This window comes from Vreelandella janggokensis (genome assembly GCF_031451615.1).
GTDB classification, from domain to species: Bacteria; Pseudomonadota; Gammaproteobacteria; order Pseudomonadales; family Halomonadaceae; genus Vreelandella; species Vreelandella janggokensis.
In genome coordinates this window covers 199,602-216,264 of record NZ_JARWAJ010000001.1, presented here as the reverse complement: position 1 = coordinate 216,264, position 16,663 = coordinate 199,602, and the positions used below count along the sequence as shown (strand labels likewise).

21 protein-coding genes are annotated in these 16,663 nt (G+C 54.5%); 11 read left to right on the top strand and 10 right to left on the bottom strand.

Going from position 1 to position 16,663, the window contains the following annotated elements; translation table 11 throughout:
- Nucleotides 1-40 precede the first annotated feature (40 nt).
- The 3 genes from QC816_RS01010 (at nucleotide 41) to QC816_RS01000 (ending at nucleotide 2,164) form a co-directional block, all read left to right on the top strand.
- Nucleotides 41-601 carry a DinB family protein gene (locus QC816_RS01010; RefSeq protein WP_309780588.1) on the top strand — a complete coding sequence of 187 codons (561 nt, stop codon included), beginning with the start codon at nucleotides 41-43 and terminating at the stop codon, nucleotides 599-601.
- A gap of 425 nt (nucleotides 602-1,026) precedes the next feature.
- Nucleotides 1,027-1,242 (top strand): hypothetical protein, encoded by a 216-nt coding sequence (locus tag QC816_RS01005; RefSeq protein WP_309780587.1) that lies wholly within the window; start codon nucleotides 1,027-1,029, stop codon nucleotides 1,240-1,242.
- 535 nt (nucleotides 1,243-1,777) lie between these two features.
- Nucleotides 1,778-2,164 carry a DUF302 domain-containing protein gene (locus tag QC816_RS01000; protein ID WP_309780586.1) on the top strand — a complete coding sequence of 129 codons (387 nt, stop codon included), beginning with the start codon at nucleotides 1,778-1,780 and terminating at the stop codon, nucleotides 2,162-2,164.
- Nucleotides 2,165-2,242: 78 nt separating this feature from the next.
- Here QC816_RS01000 and QC816_RS00995 read toward each other — a convergent pair whose 3' ends face one another.
- Nucleotides 2,243-3,301 (bottom strand): L,D-transpeptidase family protein, encoded by a 1,059-nt coding sequence (locus QC816_RS00995; protein ID WP_422823720.1) that lies wholly within the window; start codon nucleotides 3,299-3,301, stop codon nucleotides 2,243-2,245.
- Between the two features lie 84 nt (nucleotides 3,302-3,385).
- Nucleotides 3,386-4,159, bottom strand: a complete 774-nt coding sequence (locus tag QC816_RS00990) for a YiiX/YebB-like N1pC/P60 family cysteine hydrolase (protein WP_309780585.1) — start codon at nucleotides 4,157-4,159, stop codon at nucleotides 3,386-3,388.
- Between the two features lie 198 nt (nucleotides 4,160-4,357).
- Here QC816_RS00990 and QC816_RS00985 point away from each other — a divergent pair, with 198 nt between their 5' ends.
- The 8 genes from QC816_RS00985 to QC816_RS00950 all read left to right on the top strand — a co-directional run bounded on the left by QC816_RS00985 (nucleotide 4,358) and on the right by QC816_RS00950 (nucleotide 9,219).
- Entirely contained in the window at nucleotides 4,358-4,915 is a 558-nt protein-coding gene (locus tag QC816_RS00985; protein WP_309780584.1) for a carboxymuconolactone decarboxylase family protein, read from the top strand.
- A 60-nt stretch (nucleotides 4,916-4,975) separates the two neighbouring features.
- On the top strand, nucleotides 4,976-5,284 hold the full coding sequence (locus QC816_RS00980) for an EthD family reductase (RefSeq protein WP_309780583.1): 309 nt from the start codon (nucleotides 4,976-4,978) through the stop codon (nucleotides 5,282-5,284).
- Between the two features lie 57 nt (nucleotides 5,285-5,341).
- On the top strand, nucleotides 5,342-5,908 hold the full coding sequence (locus tag QC816_RS00975) for a sigma-70 family RNA polymerase sigma factor (protein ID WP_309780582.1): 567 nt from the start codon (nucleotides 5,342-5,344) through the stop codon (nucleotides 5,906-5,908).
- A gap of 142 nt (nucleotides 5,909-6,050) precedes the next feature.
- Nucleotides 6,051-6,482, top strand: coding sequence for a DoxX family protein (locus QC816_RS00970; protein ID WP_085917182.1), 432 nt, complete (start codon nucleotides 6,051-6,053; stop codon nucleotides 6,480-6,482).
- 42 nt (nucleotides 6,483-6,524) lie between these two features.
- Nucleotides 6,525-6,803 carry a hypothetical protein gene (locus QC816_RS00965; RefSeq protein ID WP_309780581.1) on the top strand — a complete coding sequence of 93 codons (279 nt, stop codon included), beginning with the start codon at nucleotides 6,525-6,527 and terminating at the stop codon, nucleotides 6,801-6,803.
- A gap of 49 nt (nucleotides 6,804-6,852) precedes the next feature.
- Nucleotides 6,853-7,053 carry a zf-HC2 domain-containing protein gene (locus QC816_RS00960; RefSeq protein ID WP_085917180.1) on the top strand — a complete coding sequence of 67 codons (201 nt, stop codon included), beginning with the start codon at nucleotides 6,853-6,855 and terminating at the stop codon, nucleotides 7,051-7,053.
- Between the two features lie 10 nt (nucleotides 7,054-7,063).
- Nucleotides 7,064-7,726: a DUF3047 domain-containing protein gene (locus QC816_RS00955; protein ID WP_309780580.1), complete on the top strand. Its 663-nt coding sequence runs from the start codon at nucleotides 7,064-7,066 to the stop codon at nucleotides 7,724-7,726.
- A gap of 221 nt (nucleotides 7,727-7,947) precedes the next feature.
- Complete coding sequence (locus tag QC816_RS00950; RefSeq protein ID WP_309780579.1) at nucleotides 7,948-9,219, top strand: methyl-accepting chemotaxis protein; 1,272 nt, start codon at nucleotides 7,948-7,950, stop codon at nucleotides 9,217-9,219.
- An 88-nt stretch (nucleotides 9,220-9,307) separates the two neighbouring features.
- Here QC816_RS00950 and QC816_RS00945 read toward each other — a convergent pair whose 3' ends face one another.
- From QC816_RS00945 to QC816_RS00910, 8 genes are all read right to left on the bottom strand, one after another.
- Nucleotides 9,308-9,958 carry a peroxiredoxin gene (locus QC816_RS00945; RefSeq protein WP_085917177.1) on the bottom strand — a complete coding sequence of 217 codons (651 nt, stop codon included), beginning with the start codon at nucleotides 9,956-9,958 and terminating at the stop codon, nucleotides 9,308-9,310.
- Nucleotides 9,959-10,114: 156 nt separating this feature from the next.
- On the bottom strand, nucleotides 10,115-11,167 hold the full coding sequence (locus QC816_RS00940; RefSeq protein WP_085917176.1) for a CNNM domain-containing protein: 1,053 nt from the start codon (nucleotides 11,165-11,167) through the stop codon (nucleotides 10,115-10,117).
- Between the two features lie 245 nt (nucleotides 11,168-11,412).
- Complete coding sequence (locus QC816_RS00935) at nucleotides 11,413-11,880, bottom strand: S-ribosylhomocysteine lyase (protein ID WP_085917175.1); 468 nt, start codon at nucleotides 11,878-11,880, stop codon at nucleotides 11,413-11,415.
- A gap of 52 nt (nucleotides 11,881-11,932) precedes the next feature.
- A complete protein-coding gene (locus QC816_RS00930) occupies nucleotides 11,933-12,280 on the bottom strand; it encodes a putative quinol monooxygenase (protein WP_309780578.1) in 348 nt (115 codons plus the stop codon).
- An 87-nt stretch (nucleotides 12,281-12,367) separates the two neighbouring features.
- Nucleotides 12,368-12,826 (bottom strand): DUF302 domain-containing protein, encoded by a 459-nt coding sequence (locus QC816_RS00925; RefSeq protein ID WP_264823594.1) that lies wholly within the window; start codon nucleotides 12,824-12,826, stop codon nucleotides 12,368-12,370.
- Nucleotides 12,827-12,842: 16 nt separating this feature from the next.
- A complete protein-coding gene (locus QC816_RS00920; protein WP_085917172.1) occupies nucleotides 12,843-13,520 on the bottom strand; it encodes a haloacid dehalogenase type II in 678 nt (225 codons plus the stop codon).
- A 115-nt stretch (nucleotides 13,521-13,635) separates the two neighbouring features.
- On the bottom strand, nucleotides 13,636-15,069 hold the full coding sequence (locus QC816_RS00915; protein WP_264823596.1) for an aminotransferase: 1,434 nt from the start codon (nucleotides 15,067-15,069) through the stop codon (nucleotides 13,636-13,638).
- A gap of 71 nt (nucleotides 15,070-15,140) precedes the next feature.
- A complete protein-coding gene (locus tag QC816_RS00910) occupies nucleotides 15,141-16,637 on the bottom strand; it encodes an NAD-dependent succinate-semialdehyde dehydrogenase (protein ID WP_309780577.1) in 1,497 nt (498 codons plus the stop codon).
- Between the last annotated feature and the right edge of the window lie 26 nt (nucleotides 16,638-16,663).

Below are 16,663 nucleotides of genomic sequence, written 5' to 3'. Positions count from 1 at the left end.
GGTGTCCGCACCGGCACACTTCACCGGGAGGCTAACGACCATGTCGACATCATCGCTGTCGCCACTGATTGACGAAAACGTGCAAACCCTCGCGCAGCTCGCCCAACTGCTGGGCCGCGTTTCGGCACACGATTACCAGCGCTCGCTCGGCGCCAAGGGGACTCAGTCGCTAGGCAAGCACGTTCGCCATATCCTTGAGCACTACCAAACCCTGCTGGATGCCTGCGCGACGACATCTACCCAGGCGATCTTTGACTATGAAAATCGCCCGCGGGAAGCGGCGCTGGAAACCCAGCCCGGTTACGCGGGTGAGCGCGTCGAAGCGCTGCAGGCGGGGCTCAAGGCATTAGCGACCATGCAACACGATGCCGCCCTGACGCTGAGCTATCCGGTTGAGGGTGACGTTGACGATTCGGTAGCACTGCCCACCAGCCTGGGCCGGGAGCTGGCATTTTTAACCAGCCACAGCATTCACCATATGGCGCTGCTGGGCCTGCTCTGCGAACAGCTGGGCATCGCGCTACCCGAGCACTTCGGCGTTCATCCATCGACGCTACGTTACTGGGCTCAGCCATCAAGTCAGAAAGGTTTATCAGCTTAATCTTATTTCCCGGGCTTCCGAGGCATCACACGGCCCCTAGAGATCAATTGATACGCCTTTTGTGAAACGAAACCAACTGACTTGTTTCCAGTAACACTGGTCTCTTCGTGTAAGGACTCAATCATCGGGCAACTGATATTGCCTTGTAGAACGTGGTATCGGTCGTTCATTTCGTCCAACGTATTTTCGATTTTCTCTAGCCTGTCAATCTTTTTACGCACATGTCGATGAAGTGCAGAATGTCAAATACGAGCAACTTATCATGATCTGTGCCAAATTCATTGCTCTATAACTTAAGATCGCCATACCAAAAAAGTTTGTAAGTTTCTTGCGTACTCCTTCACAAATAAAGACCAAGATTGAGCAACAGCGCAATCTGGTGTCATATCTCCAACACTCATTGCATGATAAAACGAGGTATCACCATGAATATTAAAGTAATTACTACCGGGCTATTAGCAACTCTTATGGCGGGTTCTGCCTTGGCCATGGACTCTGCGGCCATTGAGGAGCATATGGCCAAGATTAACGAAAACTACATTGAGACAACCGAAGAAGAGGGCAAGACCAAAGCTCTCGAAGAAAAAGTGGCAGAGCTTGAGGCTATGGTCCAGATGATACTCGAAGATCAGGATACCTAATACCATCTAGTTTACTAAATGTAATACTTCGAGCTTCTACGATTTCGTAGGGGCTCTTTTATCTTTATGTTTCTATAAGCAATTAAAAACCACTACTTAATCACTACCCAGCGTTAGTCAAACTTGACGACTGCCACTACCAGATGGCTTTTCACTGCATTCAAAACAAAGCCTTTTAAGAGCTTTCCCTCCCTGCAGCCCAGATCAGAACACTTAATGACTCTCCCTTTTTATGGCCGGAAGCCAAACATTTTTTCAATGAGACGCCATTGCATAAAATAAAACGCGCCATGTAAGTAAGGGTCTGCCTGCATTAACCACTAAGCATCAAGATCAAAACGCTACGCCAACACCGAGAGCCCCTATGCTTATAAACTCCAGGCTTTCGCCTTATAGACTACCGTTTTACCGCCCATCTACGTTTGCAGGTTTCAAACGCCGAATAGTGGCTCTTATCAGCGTGGCCATACTCCTAAGCTTTTCGCTTCAGGCGAATGCTCAGAAGTCTATAGACTGGCCACAGGACGGCTGGAACGTGATAACCACAGAGATAGCCTATGCCGACCTGGTGGAGGACCTGCGCCGCGCCGTTGAACAGGCCGACATGCTGATAGTGACCGAAGCCAGTCCAACCGACGCCGCTGCCCGGCGCGGCGAAACGATTCCCGGTAACAGGGTCATCGGCGTATTTCGTAACGATTTTGCCGTGCGCATTATCCGCGAAAGCGTCCCCGCCATGATTGAAGCGCCACTGCGCTTTTACGTCACCGAAAATGACGCAGAAAGCGCCACGCTGTCGTGGAAGACGCCTAGCGCCGTTTTCGCTCCCTACGGGCAGGGTGACGATGATGAGTTGGCGCATGTTGCCAGTGAACTGGACGCGTTGTTCATGCACATCGCCAACTTCGCAACTAATCAATAAGTGCCATTAGCCGACCACATCAAGTCCCATTGAGCCTCATCTCAATGGGGCGTTCGACGCCTGAAACAGAGTCACTCGCTAGCAGCTTGCCGCTGCTGGCTCGTCCAACAAGCGATAAACCGTCATGACATCGGCCTCGCCAGGCGGTTCGATCACCGCCTGATAAAAGGGCGATAACGAATGTATCTGGTCGTCAGGTTCAGCAAAATGCGCCATCAGCCGAACCTTGTCCAGGAGGCCTTCCCTCTCCTCGTCAATGGCACCTCTCGTTACCAGCATGTCCTCTAACTGCCTGATGCCCGACTCGGCACTCTCGACGCTCTTGAAGACCTGAAAGTAGGTATTTCCCTGTTCGTCCTCCCCCACCTTGATGGGGTGGTCAATGATATTGACCTGGGTGTTGGTAGGCACTTCATCAAAGACGGACTCGATATCCTCTGGGTACATGCGGATACAGCCACGGCTGGCCCGCATGCCGATACCGTCGGGCTGGTTTGTGCCATGAATCAGATAGCCGGGGATATCCAGCAGGATGGCGTACTCGCCGAGCGGGTTATCGGGACCGGGAGGCACGACCTCTGGCGGCGGGTCGCCCCGTTCAGCCGCTTCCTGGCGCATCGAACTGGGCGGATACCAGGCCGGTTGTTCTAGCCGCATGGTGGTCTGGGTAATGCCCAGCGGCGTGTCATACCCCTCTCGCCCAATGCCGATGGGGTAGGTCGCCACGCGCGATGGCTGCCCCTCGTCCGACTGGGGATAGTAATAGAGCCTCAACTCGGCAATGTTGATCACCACCCCCTTGCGCTCGACGTTCGGCAGGATATGCCGACGCGGAATGGTCACCGACGTGCCTTCACCGGGCACCCAAAGACTGACCTCCGGGTTGGCGGAGCGGATTTCCTCGTAGCCAACATTATGTTCCCGGGCGATATCCAAAAGCGTATCGTTTTTATTGGCGATGACTTCGTAGTCCTGCCCAATCAGGTCGCCCTGCGCCGGTATCGCATAATAACCGTCCGCATTCGGGTCTGGCTGGGCCGTGGCCATCCCGGGAAGCATCAACGCCCCCACTATCAAGGCGACATGATTTCGCTTGGAGACATACTCAGGATTTAAGGGCGTGAACACTCGACTCATGGGTTTTCTTTACTCGTCATTTCAGGGTGGATGCGTAACCTTGGGGCATTCTGCGATAAATCATGCAGCGCCCCTTTTCAGACATCATGTCAAATACGGCGCGCTAGCTTCTCGCCAGTGCAGCCGATGCGGGTCAAAACCATTCGCCAAGCGCGGTTTGATAATGTCGAAATAGGGCGATAAATCAAAATCTCGCGGGGTGAATAACGAGTAATGGCGCTGTGTCATCAACTGATCGCTGCCGTAAGCTTTCGATGCTGGCGATACATCCCCCTCCTCGATGGGCAAGATCGGATAAAGCACCGACTGAAAAGCCTGGGCGATCAGCGTGGAGCAGATGGCGCGGGTAGGATCACCGCTCCCCAGCGTCAGAAAGCGCTTTCTAAAGCGCTGCGGCACGGGTGGCAGGGGGAAGAAATAACGCCCCAGGTCAACGATGTTGTGCAGGTCGTATCGCTGTCCAAGCCGCTGGCCGACATACGCCATCAACGCCGCTATTTCGCTGTCGTGTAAACCGACCGGGCGACAGATGCGCAGATGGCACCCCTTGAACTCGCTCAACCTGACCAAGCGGACGCCTTCCGCGACGTCGGCCTCAATAAAGCATTCCTCTCCCTGAGCACCGAGGCGCCGGGCTTGATCGGCGCCCAGATATAGTGCCGCATGGGACCATGACGACTGGGTCAGGTATTGGATGACCACACTCAGTCGTGATGAACCCTCGACAAGCAAGACATCGCCCGGCTGTAACAACGACGCCACCTGCTCATTGTTTGGCCCCGCACTCAACTTGTCATGGCGTGGGCAGGACAGCCAGCAGCTCATCATGTAGCCCATGCGATGCAGTATTGCTTTCATCTCAGCTCCTCCCCCGCCTTCTCGCCATAGTGATTGGTGGGATATACGGTCAAAACTTTACAGTTTTTTTCAACAACGGTGACGATCAGGATTTTTCTTATTGACCATTGTTATTTTTGAACCGATTGTTCCATAATCAAGTAGCACAATGCAGCAATCCTGCATCAACCGATTATTCATCGATCCAAGGAGAGCGAAATGGCTGATTTTCCATTACACACCGCCGATAGAGCACCCGAAGCCGCACAAGCGAACTTGAAAGCCGCCGAAAAGAAAATGGGCTTCCTTCCGAATATCTTTGCCAAGATGGCCGAAGCACCGACGCTTCTCGAAGCGTATATGACGCTTGACGGCATCTATGCCAAGACCAGCCTGAGCCCGGTGGAACAGCAGACGGCCTTGCTTGCCATCAGCGCTGATAACCACTGCGCATTTTGCGTCGCCGCGCATACCGGTGGCATTAAACAAGCCGGCGCCGACGACGAGATCGTCAAGGATCTACGCGATCGCAAGACGCCCAGCGATGCCAAACTGGCCGCCGTTACGCGTTTTGCACGCCACTTGAATGCTCAGCGTGGCTGGGCCGAGCAGCCGGAGCTTGACGCCTTTCTTGAAGCGGGCTTTACCCATCAGCAGGTGCTTGAGCTGGTCATTGCCTGTGCGCTGAAAACGCTCTCGAACTACACCAACCACATTGCCGGCACACCGCTCAACGAAGAGCTCAAGCCGCTTGCGTGGGAAGCACCCGCGTCATAAACCGCGTTAACTTGTGGTCGCGAGTACGGCCACAAGCCTATTTATTAGCTGGAGAAATTGATGATTGACGTCATGGTTGCCTACCCAAATACTGATACATTGTCTTTTGACGATGATTACTACTTGGAAAAGCACGCCCCGCTGGTCAATTCGCTGCTTGAAAAACGCGGTTTGCGTTATCTTCGTGTCCACCGCCAGATCGATCCTCAAGCGCCCTATCATCTTGTGGCGCACCTGGGATTTGAATCGGCTCAACGCTTTGAAGCGGCATTTGCAGAGGTCGGTGATCAACTGCTGGCCGATATCGCCAACTTCACCAATATGGAGCCGGTTCTACAGGTAAACGACGTGGTCGATACACCGATATAAACTCGCGTATGAGCATGAACATTTTTCTGCCATCAGATCTTGTCGTTGAGGACTAACGTGATAACCGCCACGCATTCACCCGATGAACATATTGCGGCGCTGCGACCCAAGCTCGTCGCCTTCGCTCGCTTACAGCTTCGCGATAACGCCGCAGCTGAGGATACCGTGCAGGACACGCTGGTCACCGCACTGGAAAAGCACGATACCTTTGCCGGGCGTTCCGCGTTCGAGACCTGGGTCTTCGGCATCCTCAAAAACAAGATTCTCGAAAGATTCCGCCAGCAAGACCGCTATGTCGCGTGGCAAAATGATGATCAGAGTGAGGACGATGCACTGGAAAGCCTCTTTCAGGACAACGGACGCTGGCGGGCAGCGAATCGTCCAACGCCATGGGGCGACCCCGATCAGATACTAGAAAACACGGCATTTTGGAAAGTACTGGATGCCTGCCTCATAGCACTGCCGGAAAACACGGCTCGCGTTTTCACGATGCGTGAACTCATGGAGCTTTCAACGCAGGAAATATGCCAGATACTGGACATAACAGAGACCAATTGCTGGGTCATATTGCATCGAGCTAGGCTAAAGTTACGCCACTGTGTTGAAAAAGGCTGGTTAGCCTAACGCTTCCCCCTCCCCCTCAAAATATGCGATCCGCTGTAAAGTTTTACGTCTCTTGCCCACTAAGACCTGTAAAGCACGGCTTGATGGCTTTTGAAGGCTAGTAGCTAACAATAAGGCTTGGCATTGAGGAGGAGGCAATCAAATGCAAAACGATACGACCACACGCTCCCTAGAGGCATCTTTAATAGAACGCCATGCGCACTGGTTGTTGCGCCTGGGCTTGGCCAGTGTCTTTATTTTCATGGGAATCGACAAATTCATGGGCTCAGGGATTGCCGCATTTTCGGCCACGATGAGCCTACCGCTAATTCTTGGCGTTCTTGTTGCCCTAGGTGAGATTGGCACCGGTTTGCTTGTCGTCCTGGGTGGGTTGATGAAGAGTCGCTTGGGCGACCTCATAACTCGCCTAGGTGCGCTGGGTATGGTGCCCATCCTGCTCGGTGCCATCTTCATGGTGCACTGGGGGCAGTGGCACTTTATGTCCACCGCTTCGCACCCGCTGGGAGGCATGATGTTCCAGGTGACGCTCGCTATGATGGCAATCTATCTGCTAGCCAAAGGCAATAATGCTTAAAAACTTAACCTAATAAACTCATGCCTTTGTGAAGGAGGCTTTATGTCAGACAATAAACGACAAACGTTACTGGATAGCCTGACCAAAGGGTTCGCCTATGCGGTCCCCGTTCTGGCCCTGGTCGCCGGTGGGTCGGCAGTGCATGCCGTCTACTCCGACGTTACCACTGAATCCGGTTATTACATGATGGCCGCAGCAGAAGGTGGAGCCGAAGCTGAGGGTGGTGCTGAGGGTGAAGCCGAAGCTGAAGGTGGCGCCGAAGCCGAAGGTGCCGCTGAGGGTGAAGCTGAAGGTGGCGCCGAAGCCGAAGCCGCCTCATAAGTGGCAAGCTTAACTCACCCTGATCGCTCAACTAACCAAGGAGTCTTCTATGCTGATGTGCCGTGAAGCGACACGCTTGATGTCGCTTAAGCAGGACAAGGCGCTCACCTTACGGGAACGAGCGGCGCTGCGTTTTCACCTTTCCATGTGTGGGGCCTGCCGTGCTTGCGCCCGTCAGTTTGATCTGCTGCACGCCATTGGTGAACACCACCCTGCCGCATTGAAAACGACATCGACATCTGATGACTAGGAGTTGCGCTATGGCGATACGCCCACTTGAAATCGCTGTGGTTATCGTCGGTTCGCTGGCGATCAGCAGCGCGGCAACGGCAGATATATTATTGACGCCCAACCAGATCATGACCTGGCCCACCCGCAGTTTTGACGGTGAGACCCATTACGAGATCGTCGAAAAGGATGGTGCCAGGGTGCTAATGGCCCAATCACAGGGCCAGGCATCGGCACGCTATCTGGAACGCGAAATCGACCTCGATGAAACACCCTACCTGCACTGGTGCTGGCAGGTGGATTCCACCTACCCGGGACTCGATGAGACCACCAAGGCGGGCGACGACTACCCTGCTCGTGTCTATGTCGCTCGCAAAACGGGGCTGTTGCCCTGGCAGGTACAGTCCGTCAACTATGTGTGGTCGTCCACGCAGGACGCTGGCAGCGTCTGGACCAATGCATTTACCGACCGTGCCGAATTGATGGCCTTGCAGGGCGGCACCTCGAAGGTCGGCAAATGGGTCGCTGAAGTACGCGACGTGCGCGCCGACTTTGCCAACTTGTTTGGTGACACGGTGACCACCATCGACGGCGTCGCCTTGATGAGCGATGGCGACAACTCAGGCAGTGACGCTACCGCCTGGTTTAGCCAACTCGGGTTCTCCGCGACTAAACAGCTGCCTAATTGCCCATAAAAACGGCTTCTCGAACTCCTCGGACACTTGATACCCCGAACCTTGCATACCGCCTATCAATATTATCTTGAGGTGTGTAAACAGTTTTTTGATCTACCGTTGGCTCTTCAAGGCGACAAGGGATGTCAATCTCGCCGCTTTCGTATAGGATATGTACAACTATTAAATAACAGCAATACACTGATTACTCAGGCGGCTTAGAAGACACGGGACTTAAGACAATGATTTTTAACAACACGACTAACGCTCATCGACGTGCCTTGATGCAACACACCGCCTGTATAGAGTTTACCCCTGACGGTATTATTCTTGACGCCAGTAAACAGTTCCTGGATGCGGTTGGCTATTCGCGAGAAGCCGTCAAAGGCCAGCATCACCGACTGTTCTGCACGGAAAAAGAGGCGAGTTCTTCAGCATATCTATCATTCTGGCGGTCGCTTTCTGAAGGTGAAAGCCATCAGGGCACGTTCAAGCGCATAGATGCCAGGGGCCAGGAAATATGGCTTGAGGCTACCTATGTGCCTGTTTGTAACCGACGAGGACGTGTCGTCAGTGTCTTCAAGGTCGCTAATGATGTAACGGCCGAGCATCAGGAAGCGGCGCGCAAGGACGCTGTTCTGCAGGCGCTTGATAGCTCCATGGCAGTGATTGAATTCACTCCGACAGGCGACATCATCAACGCCAACACCAACTTCGAGCAAGCGGTAGGCTACACCAATGAACAGTTGGCAGGTACGCATCATCGTCAACTTTGCCCGCCCTCGTTTTATCAACAAAACCCGCATTTTTGGGAAGAGCTGGCCAGAGGCGAATTCAAGCAAGGCAAGTTTGAGCGATTGGATTCGCGAGGCAGAAGCCTCTGGTTGGAGGCGACTTACAACCCGATTACGGATGCCAACGGCGAGGTGTTTAAAGTGGTCAAGTTTGCCACCGACATTACCTCGGCCATGCGGGAAGCCCAGGCTGCCAACCAAGCGGTGTTGACGGCGCAATCGACATCATCGGAAACCGAACAGATTGCCCAGAGCGGCCTGTCTCACTTGCAGCGTGTACTGGAGGACGCCCAGCAATCAGCCCAGGCGCTGTCTGAGGCGCAACGCCTGGTTGAATCGCTCAACGAGCAGGCAAAAAATATCAACATGATTACTGAGGCCATCGCCAACATTGCCAACCAGACCAATTTACTTTCGCTTAATGCGGCGGTGGAAGCCGCTCGCGCCGGAGAGCAGGGGCGCGGCTTTGCCGTTGTTGCCAATGAGGTTCGCCAACTGGCCAAAGGGTCGAGTGAAGCGGTCGACAGCATTACCCTGGTGCTCAGGGAAAACAGTGACCTTGTTACACGCACCACTCAGACCATGAAGCAAGTCATAGACCGCAGCGAGTCGAGCCAGGCAAGCATCAGCGAAATTGAAACGATCGTGAATGAAATACTGACGGGGTCGCGTAATGTATCGTCGTCTATCGACCAGCTAACGCTCAAAGCCGCCAGCTAGCTTTCCTGGCCATCATAAAAAGTGCCAGCCTTTTGAAAGGCTGGCACTTTTTTTGGCAGGTTTTCATTCCCCGCCTTCAAGATACAACTTACTTCAACGGCGTTTTACGCAGATACGGCAGCACCGTCTCGTAATCGCCGAATTTTTGCTTCGCATCTTCGTCGGAGACGCTGGGCGGGATAATCACATCCTGCCCGACGGTCCAGTCTGCCGGGGTCGCCACGCCGTGCTTGGTGGTAGCTTGCAAGGCATCCAGTGCGCGCAGGATTTCAGCGAAGTTGCGGCCTACGGTCATCGGGTAGGTCATGGAGAGCTTGAGCTGCTTGTCAGGCCCGATGATGAAGACCGAGCGTACCGTGGCGCTGTCAGCGGGCGTGCGGCCATCCGGTAGATAGGCGTCTTCCGGCAACATGTCGTAAAGCTTGGAGACAGTCAGCCCGTCATCGGCAATGATCGGAAAATCAACGTCGCTGCCGCTCACGGTTTTAATGTCGTCGCCCCAGCGCTTGTGATCTTCCACGCCATCGACCGAAACACCAATCACCTTGGTACCGCGTTTCTTCCACTCATCGCTTAACGTGGCGACGGCACCAAACTCGGTGGTGCACACGGGCGTAAAGTCTTTGGGGTGAGAGAACAGGATCGCCCAGCTGTCGCCAATCCAATCGTGAAAGCGAATGGGTCCCTGGCTGGTTTCGGCTTCAAAATCGGGAACCACTGCATTGATACGTAGTGACATGTTTTCCTCCTGTGGGTCAAAACCCCTAATGCTTTATGCGCCTTTCAGATCCATCACTATAGAACATAAAGTGCTAAGCAAGCCAATCAAAACCATCACACCGTGATAAAAACGGCATAAGCAAAGGCATTGATTACTCTGGACGGTATATAAAAATTAGGCGCTATGAGAACCAGCCGACTTTTCAGCGGCTTTGGTTTCTCGTTTGACCCGCTTCAGCCATACCTGTTTGGCGTAGCTGCGCAAGTTGTCAACGTCGTCGGTCTCGTCGACGATATCCTGCCCAAGAATCGTCTCAATGATGTCTTCAAGGGTAATCAAGCCAACGAAGGTACCATGCTCGTCGTAAATCACTCGCATGTGCAGCCGGTCACTGAGCATTGAAGCAAACACCTGCTCCACATTACTTGAGACATCCACACTGGCAATCGGATGCATCATGTCTTTCATGATGCTGTGCTCATCCGCATGATACATATCCGCTTTATGCACATAGCCAAAGGCCTGCTCACCATTATCCATGACCGGAAAGCGAGTGAACGGTGTATGGCTGTAAGTTTCTTCAAATTCTCCCACCGTCAGATGGGGCAGCACTGTCTGGCAGACAGTGCGCGGTGTCATCGCCTTGCCTACCGGAATTTCGTGCAAATTGAGCATATTGACGATGGTGCGCGTTTCATCGGCATCCAGCACTTTTTCTTCCAGCCCCACCCGGGCAAGCACTTTGATTTCATCGCGAAGATCAACATCGTGCTCAGACTTGCCCAGGCGACGGGTGATTTGCTCCGACATCCAAATAAACGGCAGCAGAATGATGATCATCGGCTTGAGCAGACGCGGCAACAGCGGCGACAACCCCCGCCAGTAAGTCGCCCCAATCGTTTTGGGGATAATCTCCGAGAGCACCAGAATCAGCATGGTCATCACCGCCGATACGATGGCAATAGAGGCTTCGCCAAATACCACTGCGGCCTGGGCGCCAACGGCGGTGGCCCCTACCGTATGGGCAATCGTATTAAGGGTCAGAATAGCCGCGAGCGGGCGATCAATATTGTCTTTTAACTGCGTCAGCGATGCATGAAGCTTGGGGTTATCTTCTTTCTGCTTGGCGATGTAGCTTGGCGTGATAGAAAGTAATGCCGCTTCAAGAATCGAGCATAGAAAGGAAAAACCGATGGAGAAGGCGGCAATCGTGATCAGAAGGACCATGTAAGGCTCATGTAAGGAATGATAGGTATGTTATAGGGCCATGGACCACCAGAATCAACAGGCGGTTCAATAAAGCGTCTTTTCCACTGTCGAAGCCGAAAACCGCTGCACCGGACAAGCCATTACATTAGCCTGGACAGAGAGCGGCGGCCAGTCATGCGGTCAACCGAGAAGTCATAAAGCTAGAACGCCTCCCGTCAGGAGGCGCTTGGCTAACAGCCTTTACTTCTGCTTCCTTTTACCACTCAGGCAAACACTTCAGTCCACTCGCTACGTTTTTCCAGCAAGGCTTTGGCAAGCTCCTGAGCACCTTCCAGGCTATGGCTCGCTGCCCAGCCACACTGCATTTCGTTGCAGGCAGGCACTTCGGTAGCTTCCAGCACATCGTTTAGCGTTTTCTCGACAATGGACACCACTTCATCGTAGTCATCGTGGTTGATCATCGCGATATAAAAGCCGGTTTGGCAGCCCATCGGACTGATATCCACCACTTTATCGGTGTGGTTGCGCGATTTTTCGGCCAGCAGGTGCTCCAGCGAATGCAGCGCAGGCATGTCCATATGGCCTTTATTGGGCTGGCAAATGCGCAGGTCGTATTTATGAATACGATCTCCGTTTTCGCCTTCTTTGATATCAGCTAAACGGATATAGGGCGCTTTCACCTTGGTATGGTCCAGGTTAAAGCTTTCAACGTTCATTTTTTGCTCGGCCATATTGGCTCCTCTCCGTTTGCGTATTGACTCAACCTTATTCTACACCTTTAAGCTACACGTATGGCGCGTCGAAGTCCCAGGGCTCGTCGGTGTACACACACACGTTGGCATCTTCGATATCGCCATCGGGTGCTTCAACGTGCTGGGCAAAAAAATCCTGGATTTCCTTGCGCTGGCAGTGGGCTTCAAACTCTTCGCGGCTGGCCCAAATTTCGTGGAAAACGATCGGGTAGCTGGTGCCCTGAGCAAAGGGGTTATCGATCTGTCGCGTCACGGTGTAGTGGATGCAGGCATCTTCGCGATGCGCATTGGGTTCTAACGCCTGCAGCGCTTTAAACACCGCTTCTTCTTTACCGGGCTTGGGCTTGAAACCCGCCACACAATAGATTTTTTCTGACATGCTTATACCCTGAGTCATTGAACGCTTGCGTATTATGCGCTTTGCCACGCCACCTGGACAATGTGACTTGACCAAGGTTCGACAGTTTTACTGAGCAGCGCTCTCTGCGACGTCACGTAGCACATCCGCCACATTACCGAGGGGCAGATCGCACTCTTCCAAACCATGGCGTTCAGCAAGATAGTGAGGGTCGTTCCACTCCAGACGCACGCCGTCGTCGGTTTCGCGCACCACCATCTTTTGCGGAAGGTCCAATGCGACGCTTCCCTGGCACTGCATCATGGGGGTGCCGACCTTGGGATTACCAAAGATAAACGTCATGGTAGGCGGTAGCTCAAGGTCGTTGTTGGCCGCGTTTTGCCCGTGATTGACGGTGGCCATAATGTTCAGGCCATTATCCTCCAGCGCCGTATTAAGCTGCCTCACGACGGTGCTGTAAGCTGAATCACTGATGACATGTTCAATGCCGTTGTCACGCTCGGCAAGAACCGGCTGGCTCAACAGTCCGCCAAGTACCGCGATTCCCAACCCATAAAAAGGGCGCATAGTTCCTCCTTGTCAATTATTTGAGCAGCCGGTTAGCCAGGGTTTCCAGATCGGTGACCGTCATATCGGGTTCGATTCCCCAGGGGTCGAAGGGGGCATCAGAGCTGCGGCGTACCCAGGCACTGCGCAACCCCGCATGGGTCGCTCCGATCACATCAAAAGGATTGCTGGAAATCAGCCAGGTATTTTCAGGGCGGGTTTCCAACCGGGTCCTTAAAAACGCATACACCGCCGGGTCGGGCTTGAAGCGCTTGATATCGTCAACACTGACAACGTCATCCATATGCTGGTCAACGCCTGCACGTTTCAGCAGCGCCGAGACGGCGTCAGACGTGCCATTGGAAAACGCCACACAACGCATACCGGCATCGCGAAGCTGGTCAATCGCTGGCACGACATCAGGAAAGGCGGGCAATTCGGCATAAACCGCCATCAGGTGATCATAGTCATTGTCGGAGAGGCCGGTTTGCAACGCACGGTCGGTGAATACCAAGGCTTCCCGGGTGCATTCTACAAACGGCACATAGGCGCCCATCAAGCCATGGCGAAAGCTGTACTCCAACTGCTTGTCGCGCCAACGGCGGGCAAATTCGGCCGCTTTATCCCGCTCGGGCAGACGTCTTTCAAGCTCAGCCTTAACCCCCTGGGTATCAATCAGCGTGCCGTATACATCGAAAGCTAATACGGGCTGCATGGAAACTCCTTAGATTCTCGGATTATGGCGTGTATTTAGCATAGTCGAGGCGTTGAAAAACAAAAACGCCGCTGCCAAGAATCAGGCAGCGGCGTTTTGGCTATCGCCCTACGAATCAGACCGTAAACGCGGCTTCCTTTTCACCGGTTTTCAGGTCGCCTGCGCGCACCAGCTCATCGGTAACACGGTCGATGGCGCGCTTGGCGCGGCCAATCATCTCGTCCACCTCACCGCGATTAATGGTCAGCGGCGGCGCAAAGCCGAGAATATCGCCCTGGGGCATGGCGCGGGCAATCAGGTTCTCTTCCATGGCGGCGGCCGCCACACGAGGCCCAACTTTCAGCGCCGGATCAAAATGCAGGCGCTGTTTGGCATCCGGTGAGAACTCCAGCGCCGCCATCAGGCCAACACCGCGAACATCACCTAGCAGCGGGTGGCCCTCGAAGTTTGCCTTGAGCTGCTGCTGGAAGTAGGCGCCGGTTTCGGCAGCGTTGCCCACCAGATTTTCACGCTCGATGATCGCCAGGTTGGCAAGTCCGGCCGCGCAGCCCAGTGCATGGCCAGAGTAGGTCCAGCCGTGGCCGATGGGGCCATACTCGCCGGTGCCCTGCTCGAGTACCTGCCAGACTTTCTCGCCTACAATGACACCGGAGAGTGGCTGATAGGCGCTGGTAAGGCCTTTGGCGATGGTCACCAGATCAGGCTTCATGTTGTAGTGGTGGCTGCCGAAATCAGAGCCCGTGCGGCCGAAACCACAGACCACTTCGTCGGCAATCAGCAGGACATCGTACTTGGCCAGTACCGTTTGAATCGCGTCCCAATAGCCTTCCGGCGGCGGCACGATGCCGCCGGTGCCTAACACAGGCTCACCGATAAAGGCGGCTACCGTGTCCGGTCCTTCTTCCAGAATCATCGCTTCCAGCTTGTCGGCGCAGAAAGCCGAGAACTCAAGCTCGGACATGCCGTGCTGTTCGGCGGCGCGCAGGTAGTAATGCGGTGCTTCGGTGTGGCGGATGGTCTCAATCGGCAGATCGAAATGATCGTGGAACGCTTTCAGACCGGTCAGTGACCCCGATGCAATACCGGAACCGTGGTAGCCCCGCATCCGCGAAATGACCTTTTTCTTCTGTGGGCGACCCAGCACGTTGTTGTAGTAGCGCACAATCTTGAGCTGGGTTTCGTTGGCGTCCGAACCGGACATGCCGTAATAAACCTTCGACATGTTCATACCGGCGATTTTCAGAATCTGCTCGGAAAGCTCAATCTGCGGTTCATTCGAGTGGCCCACATAGGTGTGGTAGTAAGAGAGCTCCAGTGCTTGCTTGTAAATCGCCTCGGCCACTTCGGTGCGACCATAGCCAATATTGACGCAGTAAAGCCCGGCAAAGCCGTCGATAAACTCGCGACCGTCTTTATCCACGATATTGATACCTTGACCGCCGGTAATTACGCGCCCCGGGGCATCGCCATGGGCGAAGTCGCGCAGATGAGTGGATGCGTGGAAGGTGACGTTGCGATCACGTTCAATCAGATCCTGGTGCAAGCTCATAGTGTTCTCTCTATACGGTAAACCTCCCCGATCAGCGGGGAGGGTGTTGAAAATATGGCGAGCTTTTTTGACTAGCTCCCGGACACGGAGCCCAGGGCTCCAAGACAGTAATACTTGGTTTCGAGATATTCATCGATACCGGTAGCACCGCCTTCACGGCCAAGTCCGGACTGCTTCACACCGCCGAATGGCACCGGGGGACCCGTCATCTTCACCGAATTGACGCTGACCATGCCATATTCCAGCGCGCGCATCAGCTTCCAGATGCGGCGGATATCGTGGGTGTAGATATACGCGGCCAGACCGTATTCAGTGTCGTTGGCCATCTCGATCGCTTCATCATCATCGCGGTAAGCGGTAATACCGGCAACCGGGGCGAAGTTTTCTTCCCGCCATACTTTCATCTGTGGCGTGACACCGGTCAGCAACACGGGCATGAAGAAGTTTTCGCCAGGTGCCTGGCTCTGATCGCCCGCTACCATGGTGGCGCCGCGAGAGACAGCGTCATCAACGATGGAGGCGGCTTTTTCTACCGCTTGGCGATGGATCAAGGGCCCCAGGTCTATTTCACTTTGCAGGCCATTGCCCACGGTGAGTGCAGACATGCGCTCGGCAAACTGCGCGACGAACTCATCGTGGATGGATTCGTGCACCAGAATACGGTTGGCGGCGAGGCAGTCCTGCCCGGCGGTCTGGAACTTGGCCGCAACCGCCGCATAGGCTGCTTCCTTGGGATCCATATCCGGACCGACAATAAAGGGCGCGTTACCGCCCAACTCCAATGAGAGTCGCTTGACGGTGTTGGCGCTTTGCTCGATCAGGATGCGTCCGACGCGGGTAGATCCGGTAAACGACAGTGCCCGAATACGCGGCTCGGAACACAGAATCCTGGACACTTCGGGGGGATCGCCCAGCACGACATTGAAAATGCCTTCCGGAATCCCCGCACGCTCAGCCAATTCGGCCAGCGCGAGCGCAGAAAACGGGGTCTCGTTGGCCGGTTTGATGATCACCGGGCAGCCTGCTGCCAGGGCCGCTGCGGCTTTGCGGGTAATCATTGCCAACGGGAAGTTCCATGGCGTAATCATTGCCGATATGCCCACCGGCTCCTTGATGGTACCCAGCGAGGCGTTGGGAATCGGGCTGGGAATGGTGTTACCGTAGGTCCGCTTGCCCTCTTCAGCAAACCAGCGCACAAAGCTCGCACCATACTCGACTTCACCACGTGCATCAGGCAACGGCTTGCCCTGCTCCAGCGTCATGATGGTGGCCAGATCTTCGCGGTTGGCTTGAATCAAGTCATACCACGCCAGCAGTTTCTCGCAGCGTTCATCGGCGCGTAGTGCCCGCCACTGCACAAAGGCATCTTCCGCGGCATCAACCGCCGCGGTGATCTGTTCGGCTTCCATCAGCGGAATATGGCCAATGGCTTCGCCGGTTGCCGGATCAATCACGGCTTCTTCTCGACCGCCTTCGCCATGGGTCCACTTGCCGTTCACGTAGGCATACTGACGGAAAAGGCGCGGGTCTTCCAGGCGCTTGGCGAGCGTAGTCGATAGTGTGGTCATGGAAACCTCCCCTGGTTGACGCCTGG